Source organism: Bradyrhizobium ontarionense, from assembly GCF_021088345.1.
GTDB classification, from domain to species: Bacteria; Pseudomonadota; Alphaproteobacteria; order Rhizobiales; family Xanthobacteraceae; genus Bradyrhizobium; species Bradyrhizobium ontarionense.
The window spans coordinates 6,160,217-6,186,236 of record NZ_CP088156.1; the positions used below are offsets into that span (position 1 = coordinate 6,160,217).

Sequence of the window (26,020 nt, forward strand, 5' to 3'; positions counted from 1 at the left end):
ACCATGAGGAATGAGGGAGCCTCGCGATGCCGCGTGCAATGAACGTCGTTCCGAACCGGGGCAGCCGGCTGCTGCTGGCCTTCCTTCCGTTCCTGCTCGTCGCCCTCATCTACGTGATCGGCTCCGCCGAGCGGCGGGCCGCCAATCCCGACGACAAGCTGCTGCCGCCGGTGTCGGAGATGGTCGCGACCTCGAAGCGGCTCGCGGCCGAGCCGGATCGCCGCTCCGGCGACTACGTGCTGTGGGCCGATACGGCAGCGAGCCTGCAGCGCCTGGCGCTCGGGCTCGGCATTGCGGCCGTCGTCGGTCTCGTGCTCGGCCTTGCCATTGGCCTATTGCCGATCGCCGGCGCCGGCTTCGGCACCCTGGTCGCGGTGCTGTCGATGATCCCGCCGATGGCGGTTCTGCCGGTCCTGTTTATCGTGTTCGGGCTCGGCGAGCTGTCCAAGGTGGTGCTGATCGTCATCGGCGTCACGCCAACGCTGGTGCGCGATCTCTCGCTCGAGGTGCAGGCCATGCCCCGTGAGCAGCTGATCAAGGCGCAGACGCTCGGCGCCTCGACCTGGCAGGTCGCGATCCGTGTCGTACTGCCGCAGATCATGCCGCGCCTGATCAAGTGCCTACGGCTGATGATCGGCCCGGCGTTCCTGTTCCTGATCTCGGCGGAGGCCATCGCCTCCGATGTCGGGCTCGGCTACCGCATCTTCCTGGTCAGGCGCTATCTGTCGATGGATGTGATCCTGCCCTATGTCGCCTGGATCACGCTGCTCGCCTATCTGTTCGACCTTGCCTTGGTGTGGATCGGCCGGCGCGCGTTCCCCTGGGCATATGACGGGGGAGCGCGCTGATGAGCACGCTGTCGTTCCGCAACGTCTGGGTCGAATACGGCAACCAGGTCGTGCTCGAACGCATCAATCTCGAGATATCATCGGGGACGTTCCTGTCGATCGTCGGACCCTCGGGCGCCGGCAAGAGCACCTTCCTGCGCCTGATCCTCGGCCAGGAGAAGCCGAGCCAGGGTGCCGTGCTGCTCGACGGCCAGCCGTTCCCGGCCGAGCCGGGGCCAGACCGCGGCATCGTGTTTCAGCGCTACTCGGTGTTCCCGCATCTCACCGTGCTCGGCAACGTGCTGCTGGGCTATGAGCTCGCGGCCAGCCCGTTTACCGCGCGGCTGTTCGGCACCGCGCGCAAGGCGGCGGTGGAGAAGAGCCGTGCGCTGATCGAAGCCGTCGGCCTTGGGCCGCACTGTGACAAATATCCGAGCGCGCTGTCCGGCGGCATGCAGCAGCGGCTGGCGATCGCGCAGGCGCTGGCGAAGCAGCCCCGCGTGCTGTTGCTCGACGAGCCGTTCGGCGCGCTCGATCCCGGCACCCGCGCCCAGATGCACGCGCTGATCAAGCCGCTGTGGCGCGAGCACAAGATGACCATCGTGATGGTCACCCACGACATCAAGGAGGCGTTCGGCCTCGCCACGCGGCTGATCGCGCTCGACCGGCCGCGCAAGGATCCGCAGGCGCCGGAGCGGTTCGGCGCGCGCATTACTTATGATCTCGATCTCACCCGCGATAGCGCGGTGCCCGTGCTCGGATTCATCCGTGCCAGCCTGCAGGCGGCGCAATAATCAACCCAAGAAACGTCGAAAGAAACGAAGGAGAGTCTCTATGTCATTCCCATCGATGCGGCGTACCCGCCGCGCCGGATTGCAGCCGCAGCGCCAGGCCATGCGCCGTCACCATCCGGACTTCGACAAGATGGCCACGCAGGGCTGGCAGGCGCTGGAGGCCGAGGGCAAACTGCCGAGCAACGGCTGGCGCAAGGAGCGGCAATGGGCGCTCGACATGGGCCTGCCCGGCTCCGACAGCCTGACCGATCGCGAGATCCCGACCTTTGCGCGCGGCGAGCTGCCGCATTTCGCCGGGATCAACACCTTCATGAAGGCGCCCTATGTCGAGAACGTCCGCGACGTCGGCAAGTATGACGCTGCGGTGATCGGCATCCCCTTCGACTCCGGCACGACCTATCGCCCCGGCACGCGCTTCGGGCCGCAGGGCATCCGTCGCATCTCCGCGCTGTACACGCCCTACAACTACGAGCTCGGCGTCGACCTGCGCGAGCAGATGACCTTGTGCGACGCCGGTGACGTCTTCACCATTCCCGCCAATCTGGAAAAGAGTTTTGACCAGATCAGCCGCGGCGTCGCGCACGTGTTCTCGTCCGGCGCACTGCCGATCATGCTCGGTGGCGACCACTCGATCGGCTTTCCGTGCGTGCGCGGCATCGCGCAATGCACCGACAAGCGGATCGGCATCATCCATTTCGACCGTCACATCGACATCCAGGAGAAGGATCTCGACGAGCGCATGCACACCACGCCCTGGTACTGGGCGACCAATTTGCCGAACGTCTCGCCGACCAACCTGGTGCAGCTCGGCATCGGCGGCTGGCAGGTGCCGCGCGAGGGCGTCGAGGTCGCGCGCAAGCGCAACACCAACGTGCTGACCATCGCCGACATCGAGAAGATCGGCCTGGAGAAGACCGCCGAGATCGCACTCGAGCTGGCCTGGAAGGATGCGGACGCGGTCTACATCTCGTTCGACGTCGATTCCATCGATTGCGGCTTCGTGCCCGGCACCGGCTGGCCCGAGCCCGGCGGCTTCCTGCCGCGCGAGGCACTGAAGCTGCTCGGTCTCGTCGCGGCCGAAGGCCTGTGCGGGCTCGAGGTGGTCGAGGTCTCGCCGCCCTATGACACCTCCGACATCACCGCGCTGATCGGCGTCCGCGTCGTGGTCGAGGCGCTGGGTTCGATGGTCGCGCACGGCAAGCTCGGCAGCCACAAACACATCATCAACAAGCCGGTCAGCTATTGAGGCCCGCGATGCGTCATCATCATCATCACGGCGACCACCATCACCATGATCATGACCACGGTCATCATCATGATCACGATCATCCGCCGCACGGCCCCGGGCACAACCATCCGCACGGCCGTTCACCGGTGCAGTGGCAGACGCCGCATCAGCCCGAGGGCGCCAGGCCCGCGGCTGTCCAGGAGCCTGATCTCGACAAGGTCGAGGCCGCCTTTGTCGACGGTTTCATCGCCGCGCCGGATCCGACCAGCTTTCTCAGATTGGCGCGGATCCCGTTCGAAATGACGGTCGACGGCACGAGCCTGAAGCTGCTGCGGGTCGAGATCGACGCGCTGACCGACGTCGGCAGCCTGACGCCGCATCTCGGCGGCGGCACCTTCCGCTACGATCCGCTGCCGTCGAACTTCATCTCCCGCCGGCGGCGGTTGCGGTTCATCTATTTCGATGGCGCCGCATTGCGGCCGCTCAGCTACGCCGACTTGTACGGGATCCAACCACCCGCTTCCACTGAGGCGACTGCTGTAGGATAGTTGAACCGGGACGCTCGTGCTTGCCGCGGCGTTCCCAAACCAGTGCAAGATGATGTGATGTCGGCGTTTGACCTGCTTTTGCGCTACGATGCAGAAATTGGCGCAAGGGTCAGGGGATATGAAAGAGAACTCCACAAAGGTCCGGATCGTCGAGATCCCTAAGGGCGAACCGCCGCTCTGGGTGCGCGAGAAATGGGTTGGTCTCGAATTGCCGCTGGCGGGCGGTTCGTCGGCGGGCATCTTTTACGGCTTTGGCGCTGTATCGGGGCCGCGCTCATGGCTCGGCCACGTATGGGGCCTTTTGCTGGGGCGCGCAGAACGCATCACTGGTTATGCGGTGTATGCTGATCGCGCGGTCGGCATTCTCGCCGAGTCGAGCCCGGAGGCCGCAGCCTGGTGGCGCGAAAATGCCGGCGAACTCCTCGCTCCACGGCGCTGTCTGGTGTTTCATGCTGATGAGTGCGAGGTCTTGAAGAGATAACACGTTGAGCGCGCCAACCCGCTGCTTACGGTCCCGCAAAGCGTCGACTGCCGAGCTACCGAGGCAGCCCTTGCCTCACATCCGTGCGAACATCCTTGCCTCGTCGCGGAGCACCGGCTTCACCGCCTCGCCCAGCCGCGTCGCTGCCGCGTCGACGGACAGTCCCGCCGTATTCACCACCGCATTCGCCCGCGCATAGAGCGGCTCGCGGCTCGCCAGGATGTTGCGCAGCTCGGCCATCGCCGAGCGGTCGTCGGCCATCGGGCGCAGATCGCCTTGGCGGCGCACGCGCGCCATGTGCTCCTCCGGCTCGGCCTTGAGCCAGATCGTGTAGAACGCGTTGAGGATCAGGTCGAAGGTCACAGGCTCGGAGACGATGCCGCCGCCGGTCGCCAGCACCATCAGTTCGTTTCGCGCGAGCAGCTGTAACAGGGCGGCTTGCTCCATGCGGCGGAAACCTTCCTGGCCGTAGAGTGCGATGATCTCGGCGACCGAGAGCCCGTTCTGCCGCTCGATCTCCTTGTTCAGTTCGACGAAGCTCCAGCCGATCCGCTCGGCCAGCATCTTGCCGAGCGTCGACTTGCCGGCGCCGCGCAATCCGATCAGCGCAATGCCGGAGAATGAGCGCCGCAGCGGCGCCGATGGGCCGCCGGCGAGCAGCTCCTTGATCTGGGCGATCTGGCTCGGGCTCGCCTTCTTCAGCAGGTCGCGGATGACGGGCCAGTCCGGCGACGGCTCGCCGCCGGGAATGATGTCTTCGAGCGGCGCGTTGATCGCATTGGCGATCCGGCGCAGCAGCACGATCGAGACGTTGCCTTTGCCGCTCTCGAGCTGGGCGATGTAGCGTTCGGAAATGCCGGAGACCTCGGCCAGCACCTTGCGCGACATGCCGGCCAGGCCGCGCATCCGGCGCACGCGCTGGCCCAGCTGGTCGAGGAAGTCGGTCTCGGACTGGCCGGTATCGTCCCGCGCGGCGTCGCTGTGTGGCGTCATATTCCCGTGACACTTCTTGTGAAGCGGAAACATAATGCCGGGAAGGATTGACAGCAAGCGCCGTTGGTGGCCTTCTATGAATTATAATTCAAAAATCCGGGGAGAATGCCGTGAAGTCGTACAATGCGGTGTCGTGGTTGCTTGACCGCAATGTCGAGGCGGGCCGTGGCGAGAAGCTCGCCTACACGGACACGGTCTCCGAGCTGACCTATCGGGCCCTGCAGCAGCAGACCTGCCGCGTCGCCAACATGCTGCGTCGCCTCGGCGTCCGCCGCGAGGAGCGCGTGGCGATGATCATGCTCGATACGGTCGATTTTCCCGCGGTGTTTCTCGGCGCCATGCGCGCCGGCATCGTCCCGGTGCCGCTCAACACGCTGCTGACGTCGGAGCAATATGCCTATGTGCTCGCGGACTGCCGCGCCCGGGTGCTGTTCGTCTCCGAGGCGCTGTATCCCGCGGTGAAGGACATCGTCGGGCGGATGGCCGATCTCGATTGCGTCGTCGTCTCCGGCTCAGACGCGTTCGGCCATAAGCTGCTCACTGAGGAGCTCGCGCGCGAGAGCGATCAGTTCGAGACGGTGGCGACCCACGAGGACGAGCCGGCGTTCTGGCTGTATTCGTCCGGCTCGACCGGCATGCCCAAGGGCGTGCGCCATCTGCACGGCAATCTCGCCGCGACCGCTGAAACCTACGCCAGCCAGGTACTGGGTATCCGCGAGGACGATATCTGCCTGTCGGCTGCAAAACTGTTCTTCGCCTATGGGCTCGGCAATGCGCTCACCTTTCCGCTGTCGGTCGGCGCCACCACCATCCTCAATTCCGAGCGTCCGACGCCGGCGCTGATGTTCAAGCTGCTCAACCGCTACAACCCGACCATCTTCTACGGCGTGCCGACCTTGTTCGCGGCGATGCTGCACGACGAATCGTTGCGCCACGAGACGGCGGGCACGCGTCTGCGCATCTGCACCTCGGCCGGCGAGGCGCTGCCGGAATCGGTCGGCAATGCCTGGAAGACTCGCTTCGGCGTCGACATCCTCGATGGTGTCGGCTCGACCGAGCTGCTGCACATCTTCCTGTCGAACGTGCCCGGCGACATCAAATACGGCTCCTCCGGCCGTCCCGTGCCGGGCTATCAGGTGCGGCTCGTCAACGAGGCCGGCGAGGGCGTGCCGGACGGCGAGGTCGGCGAGATGCTGGTGCATGCGCCGTCGGCCGGCGAGGGCTACTGGAATCAGCGCCACAAGACCCGCTCGACCTTCGAGGGCTATTGGACCCGCACCGGCGACAAATATGTCCGCGATGCCGAGGGCCGCTACACCTTCTGCGGCCGATCCGATGACATGTTCAAGGTGTCCGGCATCTGGGTGTCGCCGTTCGAGGTCGAGAGCGCGCTGATCACCCATCCCTCCGTGTTGGAAGCCGCCGTCGTGCCGGAAGCCGACCCGGAAGGGCTGTTGAAGCCAAAGGCCTATGTCGTGCTGCGCCCGAGCGTCGATCGCTCGACCTTGCACGAGGCGCTCAAGGAGCACGTCAAGCAGAAGATCGGGCCGTGGAAATATCCGCGCTGGATCGAGGTGGTGGACGCTTTGCCGAAGACCGCGACCGGAAAGATCCAGCGCTTCAAGCTGCGCGAGGGGGCGCATTAGCTATTATTCGGGCGGGGTCGCCCTACGAGTCTTAGGAGTTGGATTCGATCTCTCAACACAGTGTTAGTGCGCTCCCTCGCCCCGTTCTTACGGGGAGAGGGTTGGGGTGAGGGGCAGCCGCGCGGGTGGTGCGGATGGTGAGACCTGTACCCCCTCACCCGGATTGCATCTTCGATGCAATCCTACCTCTCCCCGCAAGCGGGGTGAGGTGAGCACGGAGCGTGCCGAGAGGGCATCTTCCATCATTAGTTCCGCGCGGAGATCGCGATGACCTTGGCTGCAGCAGGCTTCCTCACCATCGACTCCACCGCTCTCGAATATCGCCTGATCGGCCCACAGCCCTCCGACGCGCCGTGCATCGTGCTCTTGCATGAAGGCCTCGGCTCTGTCGGCCTGTGGGGCGACTTTCCGGACAAGCTGCAGCAGCAAACCGGCGCCTCGGTGTTCGCCTATTCGCGCGCCGGCTACGGCGCGTCGACGCCGGTGACCTTGCCGCGTCCGCTCGACTACATGCAGCGCGAGGCGCGCGAGGTGCTGCCGAAGCTGCTGGATCAAATCGGCTTCCGGCGCGGGCTTCTGGTCGGCCATTCCGACGGCGCCTCGATCGCCGCCATCTACGCCGGCAGCCGTGCGGATCATCGCCTCGACGGCATCGTGCTGATCGCGCCGCATGTCATCGTCGAGGACGTCTCGGTCTCGTCCATAGCCACGATCAAGACGGTCTATGAGACCACGGAGCTGCGCGCCAAGCTCGGGCGTTGGCACAAAGACGTCGACAACGCGTTCCATGGCTGGAACGGTGCCTGGCTCGACCCGGCGTTCCGGACTTGGGACATCACCGACTTTCTCGCCTACATCCGCGTGCCCGTCGCCGTCATCCAGGGCCTCGACGACCAGTACGGCACTGTCCGCCAGGTCGAGATCATCCGGGAGGAGTGCTACTGCCCGGTCGAGGTGACGATGCTGCCCAAGACCGGCCATTCCCCGCACCGCGAAGCGCCGGACGCCACCTTGCGGGTCATCGCCGAGTTCGCAGCGGCAACTCTGCCTGCCCCGATATCACGAACATGAAACAAAGTGCATGTTCCGGCGTTTTTTGATAGACGCCGACCATAACATGAATTATTGTGCATCTCAACGATAAGCACTCCAACGTAAGGGTGACTCATGGCCGGGGAAGACCGCGTGCTCGCGGGAGGCAAGACGTTCATCGATTTCCAGACCGATCCCTCTCGCTATCGGCATTGGAAGCTCTCGATCGACGGTGACGTGGCGACGCTCGCCATGGACGTCGACGAGAATGGCGGCCTGTTCGAGGGCTACCAGCTCAAGCTCAATTCCTATGATCTCGGTGTCGACATCGAGCTCGCCGACGCCGTGCAGCGGCTGCGCTTCGAGCACCCCGAGGTCAAGGTCGTGGTGCTGCGCTCGGCCAAGCCGCGCGTGTTCTGCGCCGGCGCCAACATCCGCATGCTCGCGGGCGCCACCCATGCCCACAAGGTCAACTTCTGCAAGTTCACCAACGAGACCCGCAACGGCTTCGAGGATTCATCCGAGAATTCCGGCCAGCGCTTCATCACGGTGGTGAACGGCACGGCGGCCGGCGGCGGCTATGAGCTCGCGCTCGCCACCGACCACATCGTCCTCGCCGATGACGGCTCGTCGTCGGTGTCGCTGCCGGAGGTGCCGTTGCTGGCCGTGCTGCCCGGCACCGGCGGCCTGACGCGCGTCGTCGACAAGCGCAAGGTGCGGCGCGACCGTGCCGACGCGTTCTGCACGACGGAAGAGGGCGTCAAGGGCAAGCGCGCGGTGCAGTGGCGGCTGGTCGATGAGATCGCGCCGAACTCCAAGGTCGACGCCAAGGTCGCCGAGCGCGCCAAGGAGTTCGCGGCTGCCTCCAAGCGCAACGGCAGCGGCAAGGGTGTTCAGCTCACGCCGCTCAAGCGCGTGATCGACGCCACCAGCGTGCGCTACGGCTTCGTCAATGTCGACCTCGACCGCGAGGCTCGCATCGCCACCATCACGATCACGGCCCCGGAAGTCGCGCCGCCGGCCGATATCGACGGCATGATCGCATTGGGCGCCTCGTTCTGGCCGCTGCAGGTCGCGCGTGAGCTCGACGATGCCATCCTGCATCTGCGCATCAACGAGCTCGGCATCGCCATGCTGGTGTTCAAGTCGCATGGCGACCGCACCCAGGTGCTCGCCCATGACGCCTTTCTGGAAGCCAACAAGGCGCATTGGCTGGTCAACGAGATCCGACATTATTGGAAGCGCGTGCTGAAGCGCGTCGACGTCACCTCGCGCACGCTGGTCACCCTGGTCGAGCCCGGCTCGTGCTTCGCCGGCACGCTGGCCGAACTCGTGTTCGCATCCGACCGCTCCTACATGCTGATCGGCACCATCCAGGGCGACAACCGTCCGGCGCCGTCGATCGAATTGTCGGCGATGAACTTCGGCCCCTATCCGATGAGCCACGGCCTGACACGGCTGCAGTCGCGTTTCCTCGCCGACCCTGCCGAGCTGGAGCGCGTGCGCGAGCAGGTCGGCCGGCCGATCGAGGCCGACGAGGCCGAGGAGCTCGGGCTCGTCACCTTCGCGCTCGACGACATCGATTGGGAAGACGAGATCCGCGTGTTCCTCGAGGAGCGCGCCAGCTTCTCGCCGGACAGCCTGACCGGCCTCGAAGCCAATCTGCGCTTCGCCGGTCCCGAGACGATGGAATCGAAGATCTTCGCGCGCCTCACCGCCTGGCAGAACTGGATCTTCCAGCGGCCCAACGCGGTCGGCGAGGAGGGTGCGCTCCGGCGCTACGGCACCGGCGAGCGGCCGCAGTACGACATGACGCGAGTGTAAGGGAGCGAATGGCGAGTGCCGAATAGCGAATAGGGACGGATGTCGAGAATCCCTATTCGCTACTCTCCATTCGCTACTCGCCTCCAACAACCAATGCCACCCGGGAGGTCTCCATGAACATGAACATCATGAACGTCGACTACTCGACCAAGATTCCGAACAACGTGAATCTCGCCGAGGACCGTCAGGTCCTGAAGGCGTTGGAGGGCTGGCATCCCGGCTATGTCGACTGGTGGAACGACATGGGCCCCGAGGGATTCCAGCAGTCGCTGGTGTATCTGCGCACGGCCTATTCGGTCGATCCGCGCGGCTGGGCCAAGTTCGACTACGTCAAGATGCCGGATTATCGCTGGGGCATCCTGCTTGCTCCGCAGGAGGAAGACCGCAAGATTCCGTTCGGCGAGCATTTTGGCGAGCCGGCCTGGCAGGAGGTCCCCGGCGAATATCGCGCGCTGATGCGCCGCCTGATCGTGATCCAGGGCGACACCGAGCCGGCCTCGGTCGAGCAGCAGCGCCATCTCGGCAAGACCGCGCCGTCGCTCTACGACATGCGCAATTTGTTCCAGGTCAACGTCGAGGAGGGCCGTCACCTCTGGGCGATGGTGTACCTGTTGCAGAAGTATTTCGGCCGCGACGGCCGCGAGGAGGCCGATGAGCTGCTGCGCCGCCGCTCGGGCGATGCGGACAGCCCACGCATGCTCGGCGCCTTCAACGAGAAGACGCCGGACTGGCTGTCGTTCTTCATGTTCACCTACTTCACCGACCGCGACGGCAAGATGCAGCTGCACAGCCTCGCGCAGTCCGGCTTCGATCCGCTGTCGCGCACCTGCCGCTTCATGCTGACGGAGGAGGCGCACCACATGTTCGTCGGCGAGACCGGCGTCGGCCGTGTCATCCAGCGCACCGTGGAAGCGATGCGCGCCGCCGGCATCGATGATCCCACCGATATCGCACGCGTGCGTGCGCTCGGCGTGATCGACCTGCCGACGATCCAGAAGAAGCTGAACCTGCACTACACGCTGTCGCTCGACCTGTTCGGCTCGGAGGTCTCGACCAACGCCGCCAACGCCTTCAATTCCGGCATCAAGGGCCGCTATCACGAGACCCAGATCCAGGACGACCACCAGCTCAAGAACGCCACCTATCCGGTGCTGAAGTTCGTCGACGGCGAGATCAAGCGGGTCGACGAGCCGGCGCTGACCGCGCTCAACATGCGGCTGCGCGACGACTACTCGCAGGACTGCATCAAGGGCCTGCTGCGCTGGAACAAGATCATCACCACGGCCGGCTATGAGTTCGAGCTCAAGCTGCCGCATACCGCCTTCCACCGCGCGATCGGCGAGTTCAAGGACGTCAATGCCACGCCCGACGGCATCCTGATCGACGAGGGCACCTGGCAGAAGCGCAAGGGCGACTGGCTGCCGTCGACCGACGACGGCGCCTACATCGCCTCGCTGATGCAGCCCGTCACCGAGATCGGTGAATACGCCTCGTGGATCGCCGCGCCCAAGGTCGGCATCGACAACAAGCCGGGTGACTTCGAGTATGTGAAGATCGAGACCTGATCCCCAACCCCGGTGTCGTCCCGGACAAGCCTGACGCCGCGCAGCGGCGTCGGGCGCCGACCCGGGACCCATACCGCGTGATGTCGCGGTTAAGAGCACCTTGGCAGTCGCCGTGCGCTACAATTGACGGTGGTGGTTATGGGTCCCTGCTTTCGCAGGGACGCCGCCGTTGGTGCGGCTACGTATCGACCTCAATTATCACGTGCGGCGTCGAGTATCCCAAGGTTTGCATCCGCGCGCGCTCTGCCGCGATCGCAAGCGCGTAGTCCCAACATCGGTGTCGTCCCGGCCTTGAGCCGGGACCCATACCGCGTGATGTCGCGGTGAGAGCACCGTGGCAGTCGTCGTGCGCTACGATTGCCGGCGGTGGTTATGGGTCCCTGCGTTCGCAGGGACGACACTATTTGTGGAGTTGCCGTCTCGGCCTCAGCTATCCCATCCCGCGCCCGGAATCCCCGGGTTCGCGTAGACGATGCCGCCATCGACGGCGATCGTATTGCCCACAACGTAGTCTCCCGCGCGTGAGGCGAGGAAGATCGCCGTACCCGCCATGTCCTCGTCGGTGCCGACCCTGCCCGCCGGCACGCGCGCGGCGACCTCATCGGCATTGTCGCGCGCGGCCTTGTTCATGTCGGACTTGAACGGACCCGGCGCAATCGCCGTCACCACGATGTGGTCGTGGATCAGCTTCGCCGCCATCCGCCGCGTCAGATGAATCAGCCCGGACTTGCTCGCGGCGTAGGAATACGTCTCCAGCGGGTTGACGAAGATGCCGTCGATCGAGGCGATGTTGATCACCTTCGCGGGCCGCTCGGCGCTGGCCGCCGCGCGCAAGGGAGCTGCAAGCGCCTTGGTCAGGAAGAACGGCGTCTTCAGGTTGAGGTTCATTACCTTGTCCCAACCGCTCTCGGGAAACTCGTCGAAGTCGGCGCCCCAAGCCGCCCCCGCATTGTTGACGAGAATGTCGAGCTTCGGTTCGCGCTTCTTGATCTCAGCCGCGAGCATGTCGATGCCGGCCATCGTCGAGATGTCGATCGGCAGCGCGATGCATTCGCCCTCATACTCGGCCGACAGCGCCTTGGCGGTCTCCTCGCAGGGGCCGGCCTTGCGCGCGGTGATGTAGACCCGCGCCGCGCCGTGCGCGAGCAGGCCGGTCGCGATCATCTTGCCGATGCCGCGCGAGCCGCCGGTGACGAGCGCGATGCGCCCCTCGAGTGAAAACAGATTTCTGAGCATGACGCCTCCCGTTTCTTTTATCGATTGCGGTTGTGAGCGGGGCACATCGGTGCTGTCAAGTGAGACGCGGTCGTACGACGGCGGGCAGTGCCGAGGTGGGGCGTAATCGTGACGGAGGATCGCTTACGCCGCGTCGATGCGGCGGAAGCCGTTCCACATCGCGGTGGCCGCGCCGGAGGTCAGGACGGGCAGCACCCGGGCGTCCTGATAGTGGCCGTTGAGCGAGACGCGCGACAGTGCGGTGAGATGCTCGGCGCTCTCGGCGAAGATCATGCCGGGACGCGTGGTGACGGCGGTCTTGAAGCCGCTGGCGGCGGCGAGCACGAACTCGCGCTGCGATGCGGCCGCGCGATCGCCGTAAGGGTAGGCCATGTGCAGCACGGGTCGCTGCAGCTCATTCTCGATGAGGGCGCGGCTTCCGGCGATCTCGGCTGTCGCGGTCTCCTCGGTCTGCTTGGCGAGATTGCAGTGACTGATCGAGTGGGCGCCGATCGTGACCAGCGGCTCGGCCGAGAGCGCCCGCAGCTCGTCCCAGGACATGCAGAGCTCGCGGCAGATCGATGCTTCGTCGATGCCGTGCCGCGCGCATAATGTGCTGATCTCGCGCCGGAGGTCATGCTCGCCCGGCAACGTGCGCAGCCAGTCGTGCAGGCGCTGAAACGTCACGCATTTGGCTGAAGGCGTCGATGTGTCGAGCTTCAGCGCGAGGCCGCCGATCTCGACTTCGATCTCCTGCGTCCGCGCAATCAGGAGCTCCAGCGTGACCCACCACAGCCTGCCGCGGCCTGCGGCGAAATCGCTGGTGACATAGATCGTGAACGGCGCGCCGAATTCGCGCATGATCGGCAGCGCGAAGTCGCGATTGTCGCGATAGCCGTCATCGAAGGTGAAGCAGGCGAAGCGGCGCGTGAAGTTCTGCTCCACCAGCCGGTGGTGCATTTCGTCGAGCGTGATGATCTCGATGTCATGGTCGTGCAGATGCGACAGCATCTCGCGCAGGAAGTCGGGCGTGACCTCGAGATGACCATTGGGCTGAAAATCCGCGTCGCGGCGCGGCCGCACGTGATGCAGCGTGTAGATCGCCCCGACGCCTGAAAAGATCGGACGCAGCCAGACATGCGCGCCGCTCAGGTAAAGCGCTTCCAGGCCGGCGCGAATAAAGGTTTTGCGAAATCGCCTCATGTGAAATATGCGGCCCGGTGGGTGTCGGGACAAGGTTACCGACCATCGCTGAAGAAAACCTTAGCCCGGAGGTCGCAACGTACCGGAAGGTGCTGTTCATTTCCGGTTTGACAGGCATGCAAGGGTTTGTTTTCTCTCTGCTTCCTCGATACGACGGATGGCGAATGCGTGGACTTTTCAAGTGGAGCGGCAAATGGTGGCCCGGCGTCATCCCGCTGATCGTGCTTTGGGGCTTCGCGGCGTGGACCAGCACCGTTCCTCTCGAAAATGATCTCGCCGGCCGCAGTTCGGCCGCACTCAAGGGCGCCGTCCTCGACAAGACGAACATTGTGGTCGACGGTCGCGACGTCTACTTGCGCGCCGATGCCTTCTCCGAGGCTGGGCGCCGCGATGCGGTGGCCGCCGTCGATGCCGTGGCCGGCGTGCGTCTCGTCAACGACCAGACCCGGCTGGTGCCCGAGGCCAAGCCGTTCGTGTGGTCTGCCGAACGGGACGTCGTCAGGGTGACGCTGGGCGGCACTGCGCCGCTGCCCGCACTCAAATCCAAGCTCGTGGAGGCGACGCGCGCTGCGCTGCAGGGTGTCGAGGTGGCGGACCAGATGGCTCTTGCGCGCGGCGCGCCGCCCCACTTCGAAGATGCCGCGCTGCTCATGATCGGCCAGATCGGCAGGCTGAAGGACGGCAAATTCACCATCTCCGACGGCGATGTCACGCTGACCGGCATGGCGCGCGAGCTCGGCGGCCGCGAAGCCGTGGCCGCGGCGCTGGCCAAGCTGCCCGACGGCTTCAAGGTCGCCAGCAACGAGGTCAAGGCGCCGCCCTACATCTTCCAGGCCTACAAGGATCCAGTCGCGGTCACCGTGACCCTGTCGGGCAACGCGCCTGACGAGAACATCCATGCCGTCGTGGTCGGGTCTTCATCCCGCAAGTTCTTCAACGAGAAGGTCGTCGACAATCTCAAGAACAGCATCGGCGCGCCGTCGAACTTCGTGAACGCGGTGGTGCCAGCGCTCGGCGCATTGTCGCGGCTGTCGACGGGCACGCTGGTGGTCTCCGATCGCGACATCAAGCTGTCCGGCGATGCCCTCTATGATGCTGCGGCCGTCCAGATCCGGACCGGGCTTGCCAAAGATGTGCCCCAGGGCTGGCAGGTGAAGGCCGACATCACCGTCAAGCCTGCGGCCGCCCCCGTCGATCCGACGGTGTGCCAGCAGCTGTTCTCCGAACTGCTCGGCAAGGCCAGGATCCGCTTCGAGACCGGGCGGAGCGACCTCGACCGCGACTCCACCGGCCTTCTGGACCGGCTGGTCGAGATCGCGATGCGCTGTCCCGGAGCCAATGTCGAGATCGCCGGTCACACCGACGCCGAGGGCGACGAAGCGGCCAATCAGACCTTGTCGGAAAAGCGGGCCCAGGCGGTGGTCGATTATCTGGTCAGGGCCGGCCTGCCGGTCGACCGTTTCGCCGCGGTCGGCTATGGCAGCACCCAGCCGGTGGCGTCGAACGATACCGGCGACGGCCGGGCCCAGAACCGGCGCATCGATTTCGTGGTGAGGTAACGACATGGCCTATCTCGTCGCGTTTCATTGGGCCTGGCTGGCGGGCGCCTTCGTCATCGGGCTCGCCATGGGGTGGGTCGCCGTGGTGCACAGGGCGCCCGGCCTATCGCGCCTGCTGACGCTGCTGCTGTCGGCCCTGGCCGCGCTTCTGGTCGCGGCGGCCGTGGCCTGTCTGGTGCCGGGCCGTGCCGGCTATTGGCTCGAGCTGCTGCTGCTTCTGTTCGTGCCCTATCTCGTGGGCTGCGCCATCGGGACCTGGCTGCGGGCGCTGGTGGTCATGCGCAGCATGCGGCAGCGATCGGCGGCCTGAGCCGCCGGCCGGCGCCATCGTCCCGCGCCGTCCGCTCGGTTTCCCGCTTGATCCGAGCTCCATGGGCTGCGCGGGTCCGGCAGGACGGGGCGCTGTTCGTACTGCGGAGCAACATCGCCGATGCCTGGCGCGGGATCGCGGCCCGAGACACGAAGGTTTGACGACGCCGGAACCTGTCAAAGCCGGATCGGACGACTATCGTTTGGTGATGCCGCTCCCTCTTCTCGGCCGCGCCTCCCGGCAAGCTCCGGGAGCCGGCTCCCCTCACCGAAGTTTAACCGGGGCGCGCGCAGGCTGGTCGGGACCATGCGTCTGCCCCATATGCGGCAAAACGGTGCATCGCATTTCCGTGAAGCCTGCTAAGTATATCCCATGTGTATGATCTTTGTTCACACCGCCCGTGTTCCACAATGCGCCGAAACGCGCTACGACGGCGTTGTATGCGCAGATGACGTGGCGACCTCCGGGGCGCCCTGTCGTCGAGCGGTCGTGACCGGATCACGGTTAGAGGTGTAGATGCTTGAAGCCATACGCAGAGCGGCTACGTTCCTGCGCGAGAAGCAAGTCCTGCACAAGCTCGGTGTGCTGGTCAGCATCGCGGTGATCGCGATTGCCTGCTACGTCCTCTACCACATGCTGCGGGGCATCGACACTTACGAGGTGCTCGAGGCCATCAAGAGCACGGAGCCGCACCAGATTGCGCTCGCGGCCTTGTTCGTCGCGGCCGGCTATTTCACGCTCACCTTCTACGATCTGTTCGCTGTCCGTACGATCGGGAACGACCACATTCCGTACCGCATCAATGCGCTGGCGGCCTTCACCAGCTATTCGATCGGCCACAATGTCGGCGCCAGCGTGTTCACGGGCGGGGCCGTAAGGTACCGCATCTATTCGGCCTATGGGCTGAACGCGATCGACGTCGCCAAGATCTGCTTTCTCGCCGGCCTGACGTTCTGGCTCGGCAATGCCGCCGTGCTTGGGCTCGGCATCAGCTATCATCCGGAAGCGGCGGCCGCCATCGATCAGCTGCCGCCATGGCTGAACCGGATGGCCGCGATCGGCATCCTGATCGGGCTGATGGGCTACGTGGCCTGGGTCTGGACCAAGCCGCGGGTGGTCGGCCGCGGGCCTTGGACCGTGGTGCTGCCGGGCGGGCCGCTGACCCTGCTGCAGATCGTGATCGGCATCGTCGACCTCGGCTTCTGCGCGCTCGCGATGTACGTTCTGGTGCCCGACGAGCCCAATCTCGGCTTTGTCGTGGTCGCCGTGATCTTCGTTTCGGCCACCCTGCTCGGCTTCGCCAGCCATTCGCCGGGCGGCCTCGGCGTGTTCGATGCCGCGATGCTGGTCGGGCTCTGGCAGATGGACCGGGAGGAGCTGCTGGCCGGGATGCTGCTGTTCCGCATGCTGTATTATTTGGCGCCGTTCCTCATTTCTGTAATCTTGCTGACGTTTCGCGAGGTTATCATCAGCACGCGGTCGAAGCGGCTGCGCCAGGCCGCCCTCAGCCTCGATCCAAGCCCTCCGCCCGAAGCCGCTTATGTGAGGAAGCGCAGCGATTCCGGCGCCTGATGCGGTTTTTCCAGAAGAGGAAGAGTAGGACTCGATGGCCCTCGACGCTCCCTCCCACTCTCCTCTGACGATCTTCACCCCCTGGCCGGACCGGCTGCGGCATTCCGCCATCATTCTGCTGGCGGCGGCGCTGGCGCTGGCAGGCTTGGTGCTGCTCGACGAGTTGCTGCCGTTGCGCGCGCTCGCGGTGTTTCTGTGCATCGCTGCCGCCGCTTTGGTGCCGTGGCAGCTGCATGGCACGGTCGCCAAGCGGGAGGACGAGCGTCACGCCAATCCGGTCGAGGCGCCGGCCGTGAGCGCCGTGGTGGACGGCATCGCGGATCCCGCCGTGCTGCTCGACCGCGCCGGCCGCGTCATCCATCTCAATGCGGCGGCGGCGCAGCTCGCACCCGCATTGCGCAAGGGCGAGCTCGCCCAGTTCGCGCTGCGCACGCCGGAGATCATCACGGCGCTGCGCGAGGCGATCGCCGCCACCGAGACCCGCCGCGCCACCTATCACGACCATGTCCCGGTCGACCGCTGGATGGAGCTGGTCATCACCCCCGTTCCGGTGCCGACCGCCTTCGGCGGCATCGACAAATGCATGCTGATGACCTTCCACGACCTGACCCCGCTGCGCCGCGTGGAGGAGATGCGGGCCGATTTCGTCGCCAATGCCAGCCACGAGCTGCGCACGCCGCTCGCGGCGCTCTCCGGCTTCATCGACACCTTGCAGGGGCCCGCGAAGGACGATCCCAAGGCGCGCGAGCGCTTCCTCGGCATCATGCATACCCAGGCCACGCGCATGGCCCGGCTGATCGACGATCTGCTGTCGCTATCGCGGGTCGAGCTGTCGGCGCATGTCCGTCCCGACACGCTGGTCGACGTCGTCGCCATCATCCGCCAGGTCACCGACGGGCTGGAGTCGCTGGCGCGCGAGCGTCAGGTGGTGATCGAGACCAGTCTGCCGGAGGCGCCGGTCACCATCGCCGGCGACCGCGAGGAGCTCCTGCGCGTGTTCGAGAACCTGATCGAGAATGCGCTCAAATACGGCGCCTCGGGCGGGCGCGTGATCGTCTCGCTGGAGCAGGCCGTCTCCGGCGAGGGCACCCCCGAGATCCGGGTCAAGGTGCGCGATTTCGGTCCCGGCATCGCGCCCGAGCATCTGCCGCGCCTGACCGAACGCTTCTATCGCGTCGACGTCGGCGACAGCCGCGCGCAGGGCGGCACCGGGCTCGGCCTGTCGCTGGTGAAGCACATCCTCAACCGCCATCGCGGCCGGCTGCTGATCGAAAGCGTGCCGCGGCATGGCGCGGCCTTCACGGCCTGCTTTCCCCAGTCCAGACCCGCGCGCGGGGCTTGATCAGCAAGCGCGCATGCGGCCCGGCGGCAAGCCGGGCGCATCATCAGGCGAAGTCATCAGCTGAAGCTCGAAGCCGGCCGGGGTGGCGGGGCGATGCGGAGTATCCTCATCGCCCGCCTTTGCAACGCGTTCAGCGCGTCGGCTTGGCCTGCTGGCGGCGGCGGTCGGCCGCGGGCTGATAGGCCACGCGCGAATGCTGCGCGCAATAGGGCAGGCCGGCGAGCGCTCTGCCGCCGCAGAAGAAGAAATCGGGGCTCGACGGATCGCCGACCGGCCAGTGACAGGTCGCCTCGTTGAGTTCCAGGAGCGACAGCCGCTGGTTCATCGGCACGACGTTGTCGAACGCAACCGGATCGGGCTCCGCCTCGATCTCGAAAACCTGTGCGAGTGCCGTGTTGCCGCGCGCGACCGGACGGGTCACCCGCATCATGGGCTGAGCCGGGCGGGCTGCCTTGCGCTGGCGCGGTGCCGCGGTCGCCGGGCTCTTGGCGCGGCCCGAGAGACCGAGCCGGTGCACCTTGCCGATCACGGCGTTGCGCGTCACATTTCCGAGTTCCGCGGCGATCTGGCTGGCCGATAGTCCGGCCTCCCAGAGCTTTTTCAACTGCTCGACGCGATCGTCAGACCAGGTCAATACCGTCATCGAACCTTTCCCTTCGCGTTGCGCCGGCCAATTCTGGGACGGCGCTGCGATGCCTTTCTCAAGAAAATCCCTGGCGGCAGAATCCCTTATCCCTCGCCGGGCACGCGCGAAGCGCCCGGACGTTACGCCAACAACGAACTGCTAGAGGGATCAGAACTGCCGCACGAGATGTCGTACTCGACGTTGAAAACGCTACAATATGGCGTGACTCTCGCGCAAGAGTCGGCGGCCACAGTCCACACATTCCGTGGTTCCATGTGGCAGGTCTTGAGCTGTGTCATGTGTCCGCAATCCCACGGGTCTGCATGGCGGCCGATCAGCTGGCGCGTAGTTGACTCCGATCGCCGCCCGCATACAATGGCTCCACGTGCCGCCTTGAAAAGGCGGCACATTTTGTTTTCCAGGGTGGGGTCCCTGATGCGCGACGGCGCCGTTCGGCGCGTGTCTCGGCCAGCCCGTAAGCTCATGTGATCCGCCATGACCACTGTTGCCGCTACGCATCTCCTCCCCGTATTCGCCCGGATCGATCTTTCTTTCGATCGCGGCGAAGGCGCGTGGCTGATTGCGACCAATGGCGATCGCTATCTCGACTTCACCTCCGGCGTTGCCGTCAATTCGCTCGGCCATGCGCATCCGCACCTGGTGAAGGCGCTGCAGGAGCAGGCGACCAAGCTCTGGCACATGTCGAACCTGTTCAAGAGCCCGGACGGCGAGCGCCTGGCGGCGCGGCTGTGCGAGCAGAGCTTCGCCGACTACGTGTTCTTCGCCAATTCGGGCGCCGAGGCGATGGAATGCGCGATCAAGGTCACGCGCAAATATCACGCCGCCAAGGGCCATCCCGAACGCTACCGTATCATTACGTTCGAAGGCGCGTTCCACGGCCGCACCTTGGCGACGCTCGCGGCCACCGGCTCGGCCAAATATCTCGACGGCTTCGGCCCGCCGATGGATGGCTTCGATCAGGTCCCGCTCGGCGACCTCGAGGCGGTGAAGAAGGCGATCGGGCCACACACGGCCGGCATCCTGGTCGAGCCGGTGCAGGGCGAAGGCGGTGTTCGCACCGCGCCGCTGTCTTTCTACAAGGCGCTGCGCCAGCTCTGCGACGACAATGGTCTCCTGCTCGTCGTCGACGAGGTCCAGACCGGCATGGGTCGCACCGGCGATCTGTTCGCGCATCGCTGGCTCGGCGTCACGCCCGACGTGATGTCATTGGCGAAGGCGCTCGGCGGCGGGTTCCCGATCGGGGCATGCCTCGCCACCGCCGAGGCTGCCTCCGGCATGACGCCGGGCTCGCATGGCTCGACCTTCGGCGGCAATCCCTTGGCGGTGTCCGCGGCCAATGCGGTGCTCGACGTGATGCTGGCGCCCGGCTTCTTCGAGCACGTCCGCAGGATGTCGCTGCTTCTGAAGCAGAAGCTCGCCTCCGTCGTCGACCGCCATCCCGACGTGATCTCGGAGATCCGCGGTGAGGGCCTGCTGATCGGTGTCAAGGCGGTGGTGCCGTCGACCGATCTGGTGGCGGCACTGCGCGACCAGAAGCTGCTTACGGTCGGCGCCGGCGACAACGTCGTGCGTTTCCTGCCGCCGCTGATCGTCAATGAATCCGAGATCGAACAATCGGTGGAGATGCTCGAGCGCGCCTGCGTCGCGCTATCGGGCGGTCCTGCGAAGCAGGCGGCCACATCATGAGCAAGACCATGGTCAACACTCCGCGCCATTTCCTTGATCTCGCCGAAATGCCGGTCGAGGAGCTGCGCAACGTGCTGGCGCTGTCCAGCGCGATGAAGAAGACATTGAAGGCACATCAGCCGGCGAAGAAGCCGCTCGAAGGCAAGGTGCTGGCGATGATCTTCGACAAGCCGTCGACGCGCACCCGCGTGTCGTTCGACGTCGGCATGCGCCAGCTCGGCGGCGAGGCGATCATGCTGACCGGCACCGAGATGCAGCTCGGCCGTGGCGAGACCATCGCCGACACCGCGCGCGTGCTGTCGCGCTATGTCGATGCGATCATGATCCGCATCCTCAGCCATGAGGCGCTGCTCGAGCTCGCCGCTCATGCCACCGTGCCGGTCATCAACGGCCTGACGCGGCGCTCGCATCCGTGCCAGGTGATGGCCGACGTGATGACTTTCGAGGAACATCGCGGGCCGATCGAGGGCCGCACCGTGGCCTGGACCGGCGACGACAACAACGTGCTGGCGTCGTGGGCGCATGCGGCCGAGCGCTTCAAGTTCAGGCTCAACGTCGCCACGCCGCCGCAATTGTCGCCGGGCAAAGTGATGAAGGACTTCATTCGCGCGACCAAGGCCGACATCAAGCTCGGCCATGATGCGGAAGAGGCGGTGGCCGACGCCGACTGCGTCGTCACCGACACCTGGGTGTCGATGGGCGACAAGGACGGCGAGCACCGCCACAATCTGCTCAAGCCCTATCAGGTCAATGCGCAGTTGATGGCGCGCGCCAAGCCCGAAGCGATCTTCATGCACTGCCTGCCGGCGCATCGCGGTGAGGAAGTCACCGACGAGGTCATCGACGGCCCGCAATCGGTGGTGTTCGACGAAGCCGAGAACCGCCTGCACGCGCAGAAGGGCATTTTGGCCTGGTGCTTCGGCGAGCGAGCGTGAAACGCTGATCGCGGGAAAAGCGGGCCGCGTATTCAGGTGAGGGGGTGCCCCGAGCTGAGAGTTCGATCTGTGGCACCAACCCCTCACCCGAGTGAGCTTGTGGCTGCTGACTGCGTAGCCCTCTCCCACAAGGGGAGAGGGCGCAGTCATGGGCACTGTGATGGGGCTGATCGTTCGGTCGTCATAGGCCGATAGAATTAGTTCAATGCTTGTTCGAGATCGAGCAGCGTGTTCGGTGCACCCTCTCCCCTTGTGGGAGAGGGTGGTATGATCGAGCGTAGCTCGATCATACCGGGTGAGGGGTCTCTCACCGCTCGGCGAGCTGCACGAGGATGTCCTCCAAAATGGCTGTCCGTCGTTGGAGAACATCGTTGTTCCAGTACCGCGCCACCCTAAATCCTTCTCGGGCGAGCACTTCGTCTCTCGTCCGATCGCCGGCTGCATCGGCGTGCTGACTTCCATCGATCTCGATGACCAGCCGCCGCTCGAAGCAGACGAAGTCGAGGATGTAGCTCTGGAATGGCATTTGGCGTCGAAACCTGAACTGCGAAAGGCGCCGGTCGCGCAGCAAGTGCCACATCGCAGCTTCGGCATCGGTGGGAGCCCGGCGCATCGCTTTCGCGAAGTTGCGGATGCGGTTGTTTGTCGGCCGATGATGCGATGTCTGCGGCACCAACCCCTCACCCGGCTCGCATCTGTCGATGCGAGCCACCCTCTCCCACATCGCACGATCGCTTCACGATCGCGCTGGGGAGAGGGTATACCGAGCCTGCGGCATAAGCTGGTTCCGTACCCCCTTCACTTTCCCCGCATCGTCCCCAAATAGGCGCCATGACAGCCTCTTCCCCCGACAACGAGATCAATCTCGATACCACCAGCCGTGCGCCCTCGGCCGTGCCGGTCGACGACGCCGTGCTGCCGTTCGAGGTCGCTGCGCTCGATCTGCGCGGTCGCCTCACCCGCATGGGCCCGGCGCTGGACGACATCCTGACCAAGCACGCCTACCCGGCGCCGGTCGGCAAGCTGCTGGGCGAAGCCATCGTGCTGACCACCCTGCTCGGCTCTTCGCTAAAGTTCGACGGCCGCTTCATCCTGCAGACCCAGACCGACGGCCCGGTGTCGTTCCTGGTGGTCGACTTCCAGGCGCCCGATCGCCTGCGCGCCTATGCGCGCTACGACGAGGCGCGGCTGCAAGAGCTGAAGGATTCGGCCAAGGACTCCGGCGGCCTGCTCGGCAAGGGCCATCTGGCGATGACCATCGACCAGGGTCCGGAGATGAGCCGCTACCAGGGCCTCGTCGCGCTCACAGGCGGCAGCCTGGAGGAGGCGGCGCACGAATACTTTCTGCGCTCCGAGCAGATCCCGACCCGCGTGCGCCTCGCCGTCGGCGAGGAGTGGAGCGGTGGCCAGCATCGCTGGCGCGCCGGCGGTCTGCTGACACAGTTCCTGCCCAAGGCGCCGGAACGCGCCCGTCAGGCCGACCTGGATCCGGGCGACGCCCCGGAAGGCACCGAGCCGCACACGATTGAAGAGGACGAGGCCTGGGTCGAGGGCCAGTCGCTGGTCGCGACCGTCGAGGACATCGAGCTGATCGATCCCGCGCTGTCGGGCGAGCGGCTGCTCTATCGCCTGTTTCATGAGCGCGGCGTGCGCGTGTTCGACCTCGTCCCGCTGCAGGCGCGCTGCTCCTGCTCGCGCGACGCGGTCGCCAACATGCTGAAGAGCTTCTCGCCCCAGGACCGCGCCGACATGGTGCAGGACGACAAGGTCGTCGTCACCTGCGAGTTCTGCTCATCGGTCTATCACTTCACGCCGCATGAAGCCGGCGTGACGGAGAACTGAGGCAAGCCGCGCGCTCTGCGCTTCCTGCGAGCGTGGCAAGAATCTCTCCACGTCATTGCGAGCGAAGCGAAGCAATCCAGACTCTTTGCCGTCGCTCTGGATCGCGTCGTCGCTTCGCTCCTCGCGATGACGGCGGAGCGGCGGGTGGCCCCGCCGTGCATCATCGTTCGTCGTCCGAACGCCGGACGAGCCTTGAAACAAGGCTGTTCATTGGTGGGACGGCATCTCGACGTATTCAACCTCTGCGGTTAAGTTCCACGGCGTTTCAGGTGCTGGGGGCACTCGCATGCGCGTGTTGTTGGTTGTGTTTGGTCTGCTGTTGTCGTCGATGGGAGCGGCCCGGGCCGAAAAGGTCATTCCGTCCGGCAAGCCGTTGCTGTTGTTCAGTGCGTCGTCGACCAACCCCGATTGTACGTCGCTTGGCACGGTGGAGTTGCGGGTCGTGCAGGGGCCCGAGCACGGCAGGGTGTCCATTCGCAGGGGCGGCGTCTTTCCGACCTTCGCGGCCGGCAATCCCCGCAGTGCGTGCAACACCCGCCGTGTGCCGGGCATCATGGCGACCTATGTCTCGCAACGCGGCTATGCCGGCGACGATCTCGTCGTGCTCGAAGTCTTCTTCCCGAACGGCAGCGCCAAGCGCGTGACGATCGCCATTCGCGTCGTGTGAGTTGTTCTGTATCAGCTGTCGATCAGGCCGTGCGGCGGCTCGATGCAGCCGAGCCGCCGAGCCAATGGGGATCAAACAGCGTTCTGTTCGTTGCGCGCGGATTGCGCTGCCCGTCGGGTTACTTTGTCGCAGCAACAAATAGCTTGTGCCGTCGGGCAAATCAGCCTCACATTTCCGCGCGTCCTGTTGCCGCATGAGCAACTGTGCTGTTGAGGTAGGCCGGCGAGCGGCCGGCCTCAAGGCTGGCGCGAGACGCGCCCCCGCCTTCGGCGGCTGAAGGCCTTGACCCCGTCCGCTCGCCGTCCTGTTGGCTTGGCATGCGCTCGGTCGTGGACCGAGCGCGGCATGGCGCTCGATCAGCTCACCGCAACGCGTGGTGGCTTAGGATTCCACTTCTCACCGCGGGCGATCATCGTGTTGAGGATGATGATCAGCTTGCGCATGCAGGCGATGAGCGCAACTTTCGGCTCCTTGCCCTTGGCGGTGAGGCGCTCATAGTAGGCCTTGAGCACCGGATTATGCTGGGTCGCTGCGCCAAGGCAGGGAAGAAACAGGCCGTTTCTCACCCAGCGCCGGCCCCCCTTGATGTGGCGCTCGCCTCGGCGCTTGCCGCTGTCATCGTCGTAAGGAGCGACCCCGATCAGGGCGGCGGCGATCTCGTCGCTCACCTTGCCGAGCTCCGGCGCTCCTGCAATGAGGATCGCGGAGGTCGTGCCGGCAAGCCCTGGCACAGTTTCGATGATCTCGGCGCGCTCGGCAAACTCCGGTGTGGCCTTGACCTTGGCCGAGATCGCAGCCTCGAGCTTCGCAATCTGTGCAGCGAGCGTCTTCAACACCTGGGAATGGGCCTTCTGCGCCAATCCCGGCACGACATGTTCGTTCTGGTTCTGCAGACGGGTTTTCAGATCCATCAGGTTCTTGCGTGCTTTCACCAGTCCCGCCAGTTCCTCGCGGGCAGCATCGTAGGTCTGGCTCGGTGCGTCGTTGAACGTCTCGGCGAACCAGGCGATCATCTCCGCATCGATCGTGTCGTTCTTCGCCAGTCGACCGGCCGATAGGGCAAAGTTGCGAACCCGCTTGGGATCGACGATCCGCACCTCTATCCCGGCCTGGCGCAACACCTTGGCCCACTCGCGCTCATAACCGCCGCTGGCCTCCATGACGGCCTTGTTCACCTTGTGCTTGCGAAGCAAGGTCAACAGCTGGCGGTGCCCGTGCGGAGTGCTCGGGAACGTCTGCCGTAGTCCGAGGCTGCGAATGCAGCCGTCCACCTTGTCCTTGGCCACATCGATGCCAGCGACACCGTTTGCGATTTGTGTCATCATCCACTCCCTTCCTTGCCTTGTATGGGCTCGAGGCCCTTGCAACTGTTCGGGTTGAGGAAGATCACCGGAGCTGTCCCTCGCTCTGAAACAGGCTCTGCTGCGTTTGGGGCGTTACGGGCTCAGATCCAGCGACGGGCGGTTTTGCGAGAACCGCCCGTTCGCATATTCTGACAGACTTTCTGAACACAAGGGGCGTTGCGCGCGATCGTCACGACACGCGAGGCGGGGAGCGATGGCCGCGTCTTGCCGCAGCGTGTCTTCGGATGCGCCGACGAACGGCAGCGTGCGGACGTGAAGTCGCAGCGTCCTGACACCCCGACGCTGGTGTCAAGTCCACGATGAAGCTTCGCTTCGCGTGGATGATGGTGGCCAGAAAGCCCGGCGCACCAGGGAGACTGCGTATAATCGTGAAAACCGTCGCGCAGGGAGGGCCGGGTCGTTCCGGCTGAACCTGTGGTACCTGCCGCCTGCATTTTTTTCTGCAGGCGGGCCGCAGGCCTCAGCCGAGGCCTGGCCTTCCCTGCGCCCTCAGCTTTGAAGAGGGCGAACGAATGGACAAAGCTCGGGCGCGGATGCGTCGCGAGAGCGCGATGGCACGACTGTTAGTGTGCCAGCGAGAGGCTGTGATGCTGCACCTCGTTCTGCCGTCATGCCCCGCGCAGGCGGGGTATCCAGTACGCCGAGACCTCGCGGTCGATCACTGCTTTCCCGGAATACTGGATCGCCCGGTCAAGCCGGGCGACGACAGCGAAGGATCGAACAAATGGCCCACCGGGCCGA

At 65.3% G+C, this 26,020-nt stretch carries 23 protein-coding genes; 17 read left to right on the forward strand and 6 right to left on the reverse strand.

The window, feature by feature from the left end:
• Positions 1 to 26: 26 nt before the first annotated feature.
• The 5 genes from LQG66_RS27035 to LQG66_RS27055 all read left to right on the forward strand — a co-directional run bounded on the left by LQG66_RS27035 (position 27) and on the right by LQG66_RS27055 (position 3,878).
• Positions 27 to 848, forward strand: coding sequence for an ABC transporter permease (locus LQG66_RS27035; RefSeq protein ID WP_231318673.1), 822 nt, complete (start codon positions 27 to 29; stop codon positions 846 to 848).
• On the forward strand, positions 848 to 1,621 hold the full coding sequence (locus tag LQG66_RS27040) for an ABC transporter ATP-binding protein (RefSeq protein ID WP_231318674.1): 774 nt from the start codon (positions 848 to 850) through the stop codon (positions 1,619 to 1,621). Before LQG66_RS27035 ends, LQG66_RS27040 begins: the two co-directional genes overlap by 1 nt.
• A gap of 40 nt (positions 1,622 to 1,661) precedes the next feature.
• Entirely contained in the window at positions 1,662 to 2,867 is a 1,206-nt protein-coding gene (locus tag LQG66_RS27045) for an agmatinase family protein (RefSeq protein WP_231318675.1), read from the forward strand.
• A gap of 128 nt (positions 2,868 to 2,995) precedes the next feature.
• On the forward strand, positions 2,996 to 3,397 hold the full coding sequence (locus LQG66_RS27050) for a hypothetical protein (protein ID WP_231327964.1): 402 nt from the start codon (positions 2,996 to 2,998) through the stop codon (positions 3,395 to 3,397).
• 118 nt (positions 3,398 to 3,515) lie between these two features.
• Positions 3,516 to 3,878, forward strand: coding sequence for a hypothetical protein (locus LQG66_RS27055; protein WP_231318676.1), 363 nt, complete (start codon positions 3,516 to 3,518; stop codon positions 3,876 to 3,878).
• 75 nt (positions 3,879 to 3,953) lie between these two features.
• Here the strand turns inward: LQG66_RS27055 and LQG66_RS27060 are convergent, their stop codons facing one another.
• Entirely contained in the window at positions 3,954 to 4,871 is a 918-nt protein-coding gene (locus tag LQG66_RS27060; RefSeq protein WP_231318677.1) for a helix-turn-helix transcriptional regulator, read from the reverse strand.
• Positions 4,872 to 4,999: 128 nt separating this feature from the next.
• On the opposite strand from LQG66_RS27060, the gene LQG66_RS27065 reads away from it, so the two are divergent.
• From LQG66_RS27065 to boxB, 4 genes are all read left to right on the forward strand, one after another.
• Positions 5,000 to 6,517: a benzoate-CoA ligase family protein gene (locus tag LQG66_RS27065; protein ID WP_231327965.1), complete on the forward strand. Its 1,518-nt coding sequence runs from the start codon at positions 5,000 to 5,002 to the stop codon at positions 6,515 to 6,517.
• 267 nt (positions 6,518 to 6,784) lie between these two features.
• A complete protein-coding gene (locus tag LQG66_RS27070) occupies positions 6,785 to 7,588 on the forward strand; it encodes an alpha/beta fold hydrolase (protein ID WP_231318678.1) in 804 nt (267 codons plus the stop codon).
• Positions 7,589 to 7,684: 96 nt separating this feature from the next.
• Positions 7,685 to 9,373 carry a 2,3-epoxybenzoyl-CoA dihydrolase gene (gene boxC / locus LQG66_RS27075; RefSeq protein WP_231318679.1) on the forward strand — a complete coding sequence of 563 codons (1,689 nt, stop codon included), beginning with the start codon at positions 7,685 to 7,687 and terminating at the stop codon, positions 9,371 to 9,373.
• Positions 9,374 to 9,486: 113 nt separating this feature from the next.
• Positions 9,487 to 10,938 (forward strand): benzoyl-CoA 2,3-epoxidase subunit BoxB, encoded by a 1,452-nt coding sequence (gene boxB, locus LQG66_RS27080; protein ID WP_231318680.1) that lies wholly within the window; start codon positions 9,487 to 9,489, stop codon positions 10,936 to 10,938.
• A 426-nt stretch (positions 10,939 to 11,364) separates the two neighbouring features.
• Here boxB and LQG66_RS27085 read toward each other — a convergent pair whose 3' ends face one another.
• Positions 11,365 to 12,174 (reverse strand): SDR family oxidoreductase, encoded by an 810-nt coding sequence (locus tag LQG66_RS27085; RefSeq protein ID WP_231318681.1) that lies wholly within the window; start codon positions 12,172 to 12,174, stop codon positions 11,365 to 11,367.
• Between the two features lie 123 nt (positions 12,175 to 12,297).
• Positions 12,298 to 13,356, reverse strand: coding sequence for a polysaccharide deacetylase family protein (locus tag LQG66_RS27090; RefSeq protein ID WP_231318682.1), 1,059 nt, complete (start codon positions 13,354 to 13,356; stop codon positions 12,298 to 12,300).
• A 164-nt stretch (positions 13,357 to 13,520) separates the two neighbouring features.
• Here LQG66_RS27090 and LQG66_RS27095 point away from each other — a divergent pair, with 164 nt between their 5' ends.
• The 4 genes from LQG66_RS27095 (at position 13,521) to LQG66_RS27110 (ending at position 18,139) form a co-directional block, all read left to right on the forward strand.
• Positions 13,521 to 14,915, forward strand: a complete 1,395-nt coding sequence (locus tag LQG66_RS27095; RefSeq protein ID WP_231318683.1) for an OmpA family protein — start codon at positions 13,521 to 13,523, stop codon at positions 14,913 to 14,915.
• Positions 14,916 to 14,919: 4 nt separating this feature from the next.
• Complete coding sequence (locus LQG66_RS27100; RefSeq protein WP_231318684.1) at positions 14,920 to 15,225, forward strand: hypothetical protein; 306 nt, start codon at positions 14,920 to 14,922, stop codon at positions 15,223 to 15,225.
• A gap of 516 nt (positions 15,226 to 15,741) precedes the next feature.
• Positions 15,742 to 16,797, forward strand: coding sequence for a lysylphosphatidylglycerol synthase domain-containing protein (locus LQG66_RS27105; protein ID WP_231318685.1), 1,056 nt, complete (start codon positions 15,742 to 15,744; stop codon positions 16,795 to 16,797).
• Between the two features lie 34 nt (positions 16,798 to 16,831).
• The gene (locus LQG66_RS27110; RefSeq protein ID WP_231318686.1) at positions 16,832 to 18,139 is read left to right on the forward strand and encodes an ATP-binding protein; all 1,308 of its coding nucleotides are present in this window, start codon (positions 16,832 to 16,834) and stop codon (positions 18,137 to 18,139) included.
• A 130-nt stretch (positions 18,140 to 18,269) separates the two neighbouring features.
• On the opposite strand, the gene LQG66_RS27115 is transcribed toward LQG66_RS27110, so the two are convergent.
• Positions 18,270 to 18,782 carry a GcrA family cell cycle regulator gene (locus LQG66_RS27115; protein WP_231318687.1) on the reverse strand — a complete coding sequence of 171 codons (513 nt, stop codon included), beginning with the start codon at positions 18,780 to 18,782 and terminating at the stop codon, positions 18,270 to 18,272.
• Positions 18,783 to 19,259: 477 nt separating this feature from the next.
• Here LQG66_RS27115 and LQG66_RS27120 point away from each other — a divergent pair, with 477 nt between their 5' ends.
• Positions 19,260 to 20,471: an aspartate aminotransferase family protein gene (locus LQG66_RS27120; RefSeq protein ID WP_231318688.1), complete on the forward strand. Its 1,212-nt coding sequence runs from the start codon at positions 19,260 to 19,262 to the stop codon at positions 20,469 to 20,471.
• A gap of 8 nt (positions 20,472 to 20,479) precedes the next feature.
• On the forward strand, positions 20,480 to 21,406 hold the full coding sequence (argF, locus tag LQG66_RS27125) for an ornithine carbamoyltransferase (RefSeq protein ID WP_231327966.1): 927 nt from the start codon (positions 20,480 to 20,482) through the stop codon (positions 21,404 to 21,406).
• 307 nt (positions 21,407 to 21,713) lie between these two features.
• On the opposite strand, the gene LQG66_RS27130 is transcribed toward argF, so the two are convergent.
• Positions 21,714 to 22,079: an endonuclease domain-containing protein gene (locus tag LQG66_RS27130; protein WP_231318689.1), complete on the reverse strand. Its 366-nt coding sequence runs from the start codon at positions 22,077 to 22,079 to the stop codon at positions 21,714 to 21,716.
• A 158-nt stretch (positions 22,080 to 22,237) separates the two neighbouring features.
• Between LQG66_RS27130 and LQG66_RS27135 the strand changes: the two genes are divergently transcribed.
• Complete coding sequence (locus LQG66_RS27135) at positions 22,238 to 23,248, forward strand: Hsp33 family molecular chaperone (RefSeq protein WP_231318690.1); 1,011 nt, start codon at positions 22,238 to 22,240, stop codon at positions 23,246 to 23,248.
• 286 nt (positions 23,249 to 23,534) lie between these two features.
• On the forward strand, positions 23,535 to 23,915 hold the full coding sequence (locus tag LQG66_RS27140; RefSeq protein WP_231318691.1) for a hypothetical protein: 381 nt from the start codon (positions 23,535 to 23,537) through the stop codon (positions 23,913 to 23,915).
• Positions 23,916 to 24,271: 356 nt separating this feature from the next.
• On the opposite strand, the gene LQG66_RS27145 is transcribed toward LQG66_RS27140, so the two are convergent.
• The gene (locus LQG66_RS27145) at positions 24,272 to 25,237 is read right to left on the reverse strand and encodes an IS110 family RNA-guided transposase (protein ID WP_231318692.1); all 966 of its coding nucleotides are present in this window, start codon (positions 25,235 to 25,237) and stop codon (positions 24,272 to 24,274) included.
• Positions 25,238 to 26,020 lie beyond the last annotated feature (783 nt).

Bases quoted from the DNA above. Each gene is read 5' to 3' on its own strand.
- LQG66_RS27040 (WP_231318674.1), top strand. From the start codon at position 848: ATGAGCACGCTGTCGTTCCGCAACGTCTGGGTCGAATACGGCAACCAG.
- argF (WP_231327966.1), top strand. From the start codon at position 20,480: ATGGTCAACACTCCGCGCCATTTCCTTGATCTCGCCGAAATGCCGGTC.
- LQG66_RS27115 (WP_231318687.1), bottom strand. From the start codon at position 18,782: ATGACGGTATTGACCTGGTCTGACGATCGCGTCGAGCAGTTGAAAAAG.
- LQG66_RS27110 (WP_231318686.1), top strand. From the start codon at position 16,832: ATGGCCCTCGACGCTCCCTCCCACTCTCCTCTGACGATCTTCACCCCC.
- boxC (WP_231318679.1), top strand. From the start codon at position 7,685: ATGGCCGGGGAAGACCGCGTGCTCGCGGGAGGCAAGACGTTCATCGAT.
- LQG66_RS27095 (WP_231318683.1), top strand. From the start codon at position 13,521: ATGCGTGGACTTTTCAAGTGGAGCGGCAAATGGTGGCCCGGCGTCATC.
- LQG66_RS27060 (WP_231318677.1), bottom strand. From the start codon at position 4,871: ATGACGCCACACAGCGACGCCGCGCGGGACGATACCGGCCAGTCCGAG.
- boxB (WP_231318680.1), top strand. From the start codon at position 9,487: ATGAACATGAACATCATGAACGTCGACTACTCGACCAAGATTCCGAAC.
- LQG66_RS27085 (WP_231318681.1), bottom strand. From the start codon at position 12,174: ATGCTCAGAAATCTGTTTTCACTCGAGGGGCGCATCGCGCTCGTCACC.
- LQG66_RS27045 (WP_231318675.1), top strand. From the start codon at position 1,662: ATGTCATTCCCATCGATGCGGCGTACCCGCCGCGCCGGATTGCAGCCG.
- LQG66_RS27055 (WP_231318676.1), top strand. From the start codon at position 3,516: ATGAAAGAGAACTCCACAAAGGTCCGGATCGTCGAGATCCCTAAGGGC.
- LQG66_RS27120 (WP_231318688.1), top strand. From the start codon at position 19,260: ATGACCACTGTTGCCGCTACGCATCTCCTCCCCGTATTCGCCCGGATC.
- LQG66_RS27105 (WP_231318685.1), top strand. From the start codon at position 15,742: ATGCTTGAAGCCATACGCAGAGCGGCTACGTTCCTGCGCGAGAAGCAA.
- LQG66_RS27070 (WP_231318678.1), top strand. From the start codon at position 6,785: ATGACCTTGGCTGCAGCAGGCTTCCTCACCATCGACTCCACCGCTCTC.
- LQG66_RS27035 (WP_231318673.1), top strand. From the start codon at position 27: ATGCCGCGTGCAATGAACGTCGTTCCGAACCGGGGCAGCCGGCTGCTG.
- LQG66_RS27090 (WP_231318682.1), bottom strand. From the start codon at position 13,356: ATGAGGCGATTTCGCAAAACCTTTATTCGCGCCGGCCTGGAAGCGCTT.
- LQG66_RS27135 (WP_231318690.1), top strand. From the start codon at position 22,238: ATGACAGCCTCTTCCCCCGACAACGAGATCAATCTCGATACCACCAGC.
- LQG66_RS27145 (WP_231318692.1), bottom strand. From the start codon at position 25,237: ATGACACAAATCGCAAACGGTGTCGCTGGCATCGATGTGGCCAAGGAC.
- LQG66_RS27100 (WP_231318684.1), top strand. From the start codon at position 14,920: ATGGCCTATCTCGTCGCGTTTCATTGGGCCTGGCTGGCGGGCGCCTTC.
- LQG66_RS27140 (WP_231318691.1), top strand. From the start codon at position 23,535: ATGCGCGTGTTGTTGGTTGTGTTTGGTCTGCTGTTGTCGTCGATGGGA.